General features: G+C 71.7%; 3 protein-coding genes. All 3 read left to right on the top strand.

The window, feature by feature from the left end; translation table 11 throughout:
- Positions 1-700 (top strand): 5-oxoprolinase subunit C family protein (locus F2B26_RS15165; RefSeq protein WP_159810786.1); only part of this gene is annotated, 700 nt, incomplete at its 5' end.
- 181 nt (positions 701-881) lie between these two features.
- Positions 882-2,678 carry a ribonucleoside triphosphate reductase gene (locus tag F2B26_RS15160; protein WP_159810784.1) on the top strand — a complete coding sequence of 599 codons (1,797 nt, stop codon included), beginning with the start codon at positions 882-884 and terminating at the stop codon, positions 2,676-2,678.
- A 2-nt stretch (positions 2,679-2,680) separates the two neighbouring features.
- Positions 2,681-3,379: an anaerobic ribonucleoside-triphosphate reductase activating protein gene (locus tag F2B26_RS15155; protein ID WP_268891117.1), complete on the top strand. Its 699-nt coding sequence runs from the start codon at positions 2,681-2,683 to the stop codon at positions 3,377-3,379.
- The last annotated feature ends 73 nt before the right edge of the window (positions 3,380-3,452 follow it).

Here is a 3,452-nt window from a genome sequence, read left to right as displayed (position 1 = left end):
GGCGGCGGCCGGGCTCGAGGTGCTGCTCGGCGGGTTGCGGCTGCGTGCGCGCGGCACCGTCGTCGTCGCGCTCACCGGTGCCGATGCCCGGCCGCAGGTCGACGGCCGGCCGGTGGCGAGCGGTCGGGCGGTGCGGCTGGTCGACGGCGCCCAGCTCACCCTGCAGACGCCCGACGCGGGGTTGCGCACCTGGGTGGCGGTGCGCGGCGGGGTCGCGGTGCCGGCGCTGCTCGGGTCACGGTCCAGGGACACGTTGGCCCGGTGGGGGCCGCCGCCGCTCACCGCCGGTGACGTGCTGGGCCTCGGTGACGAGGCGGTCGAGCTGCCCGACCCGCACGGCCAGGTGCCGCCCTGGGTGCGTCCGGCGGGGCTGCCGGTGCTCGAGCTGCTGCCCGGTCCGCAGCTCGACTGGTTGGCGGACCCGTTGCCCGGTGAGCCGATGGTCGTGCAGCCGGACAGCGACCGCGTCGCGCTGCGGTTGTCCGGCCGACCGTGGCGGCGTCGGGCGGGGGAGCTGCCTCCTGCGCCGCTGGTCCGCGGCGCCGTGCAGCTGCCGCCGTCGGGTCTGCCGGTGGTGTTCGGCCCGGACCACCCGGTGACCGGCGGCTACCCCGTCGTCGGGGTGCTCACGGCGGCGTCCCGGGAGGTGTGGGCCCAGCTGAGGCCGGGCGACGAGGTCGTGGTGCGCGCGGCGCGGTGAGGGCGCGCAACGACACGCCGGGAACTTGTGGCGACCGGCTGCGCGGGGGTGCAGGTCGGGTCGTGCGGCCTCGTCCGGGCGGGACGTACGTCCCGGGTTTCGGGGGGTCTCTGACGTAGAAATTCCCCACATCTAGTCGTGCGCGCCCGGTCGCACCACAACATCTAGTAGGGAGCGCTCAGTGACCACGTCCGTCACCGTTGACGTCGCATCGTCCATCGACGAGTACCTGGACCGCAGCGACTGGCGGGTCAACGCCAACGCGAACCAGGGCTACTCGCTCGGCGGGCTGATCCTCAACACCGCGGGCAAGGTGATCGCCAACTACTGGCTCTCGCAGGTGTACCCGGAGGCCGTCGGGTCCGCGCACCGCGAGGGCGACCTGCACATCCACGACCTCGACATGCTGTCCGGGTACTGCGCCGGCTGGTCGCTCAAGCGCCTGCTGGCCGAGGGCCTCAACGGGGTGCCGGGCAAGGTCGAGGCCACCGCGCCCAAGCACTTCAGCTCCGCGATCGGCCAGATCGTCAACTTCCTCGGCACCATGCAGAACGAGTGGGCCGGCGCCCAGGCGTTCAGCTCCTTCGACACCTACATGGCGCCGTACGTGCGGCTGGACAACCTCACCTACGACCAGGTGCGCCAGGGCATCCAGGAGCTGGTCTACAACCTCAACGTGCCCAGCCGCTGGGGCACCCAGACCCCGTTCACCAACCTCACCTTCGACTGGACCTGCCCGGAGGACCTGCGCGACGAGGTCGTCTTCGTCGCCGACGAGCCGTGCGACTTCACCTACGGCGACCTGCAGGCCGAGATGGACGTCATCAACCGCGCCTACATGGAGGTGATGACCGCCGGTGACGCATCGGGCCGGGTCTTCACCTTCCCGATCCCGACGTACAACATCACCAAGGAGTTCGACTGGGACTCCGAGAACGCCGACCGGCTGTTCGCGATGACCGCCAAGTACGGGCTGCCCTACTTCCAGAACTTCATCAACTCCGAGATGAAGCCGGGTGACGTGCGGTCCATGTGCTGCCGCCTGCAGCTCGACCTGCGTGAGCTGCTCAAGCGCGGCAACGGGCTGTTCGGCTCGGGGGAGCAGACCGGGTCCGTCGGTGTCGTCACGATCAACTGCGCCCGGCTGGGCTACCTGCACGCCGGTGACGAGCCGGCGCTGCTGGCCGCGCTCGACCGGCTGCTGGAGCTGTCCCGCGACTCGCTCGAGCTCAAGCGCCAGACCATCTCCAAGCTCATGGACGACGGCCTGTTCCCCTACACCCGGCGCTACCTGGGCAGCCTGGACAGCCACTTCTCCACCATCGGCGTCAACGGGATCAACGAGATGATCCGCAACTTCTCGCTGGACGCCCTCGACATCTCCGACCACGAGGGCCACCTCATGGCGGTCCGGCTGCTCGACCACGTGCGCGCCCGGATGGTCGAGTTCCAGGAGGAGACCGGCCACCTGTACAACCTGGAGGCCACCCCGGCCGAGGGCACCACGTACCGCTTCGCCAAGGAGGACAAGAAGCGCTACCCGGACATCCTGCAGGCCGGCACGCCGGAGAACCCGTACTACACGAACTCCTCGCAGCTGCCGGTGGGCTTCACCGACGACCCGTTCGAGGCGCTCGAGCGCCAGGACGAGCTGCAGACCAAGTACACCGGCGGCACCGTGCTGCACCTGTACATGGCCGAGCGGGTCTCGTCCCCGGCGGCGTGCAAGGAGCTGGTGCGGCGGGCGCTGTCCCGGTTCCGGCTGCCGTACCTCACGGTCACCCCGACGTTCTCCATCTGCCCGGCGCACGGGTACCTCGACGGTGAGCAGTGGTCGTGCCCGACGTGCGGTGCGGTCACCGAGGTGTGGACCCGCGTCATGGGCTACCACCGCCCGGTCTCGAGCTTCAACGTCGGCAAGAAGGGTGAGCAGGCCGAGCGCACGCCGTTCCGCGAGCCCGCCCTGGCCGGGGTGTGACCGTGGCCGTCGCCCCGTCCGAGGGTGCCGTGCGCACGCCGTCGGACGGGGCCGACGGTCTGGCGATCGCCGGTCTGACCCGGATGTCCACCTGCGACTGGCCGGACCACCTCGTGGCCACGGTGTTCGCGCAGGGCTGCCCGTGGCGGTGCACCTACTGCCACAACCAGGCGATCATCGACCCCCGCACGCCCGGGGTGGTCCCGTGGTCGCAGGTCCGCGAGCTGTTGGCGGCCCGCCACGGACTGCTCGACGGGGTCGTGTTCTCCGGTGGTGAGCCGACCCGTCAGCTCGCGCTGCTCGACGCCGTGCAGGAGGTCCGTGCGGCCGGGTTCGGCGTCGGGCTGCACACCGGCGGGGCCTACCCGCGCCGGCTGGCCCGGGTGCTGCCCTGGGTGGACTGGGTGGGTCTGGACATCAAGGCGCCCGCCCGGCTCTACCGCGCGATCACGCAGGTGGGCGGCCCGACGACGAGTGCCGAGGCGGCGTTCGAGTCGCTGCGCCTGGTGCTGGCCAGCGGGGTCGACGTGCAGGTGCGCACGACGGTGGACCCCACGGTGCTCACCGAGGCGGACGTCGCCGAGCTGAGCGCGGTGCTGGCCGACCTCGGGGTGCGTGACCACGTGCTCCAGGAGGTCCGGACGCAGGGGACGTCCCCTCAGTACCAGGCGGCGATGGTGGCGCGGGGCGCCCGCGCCTGACCCGGGTGCGCGGCCCGGTCAGCGCCGGTGCGCCCGGACGAGCTCGTCGACCTGCCGGCCGGTCGGTGCGGTC

Source organism: Cellulomonas citrea (assembly GCF_009829685.1).
Taxonomy (GTDB): domain Bacteria; phylum Actinomycetota; class Actinomycetes; order Actinomycetales; family Cellulomonadaceae; genus Cellulomonas; species Cellulomonas citrea.
Note: the sequence above shows the minus strand (reverse complement) of the source record. Positions and strands in the feature narration are given on the sequence as shown.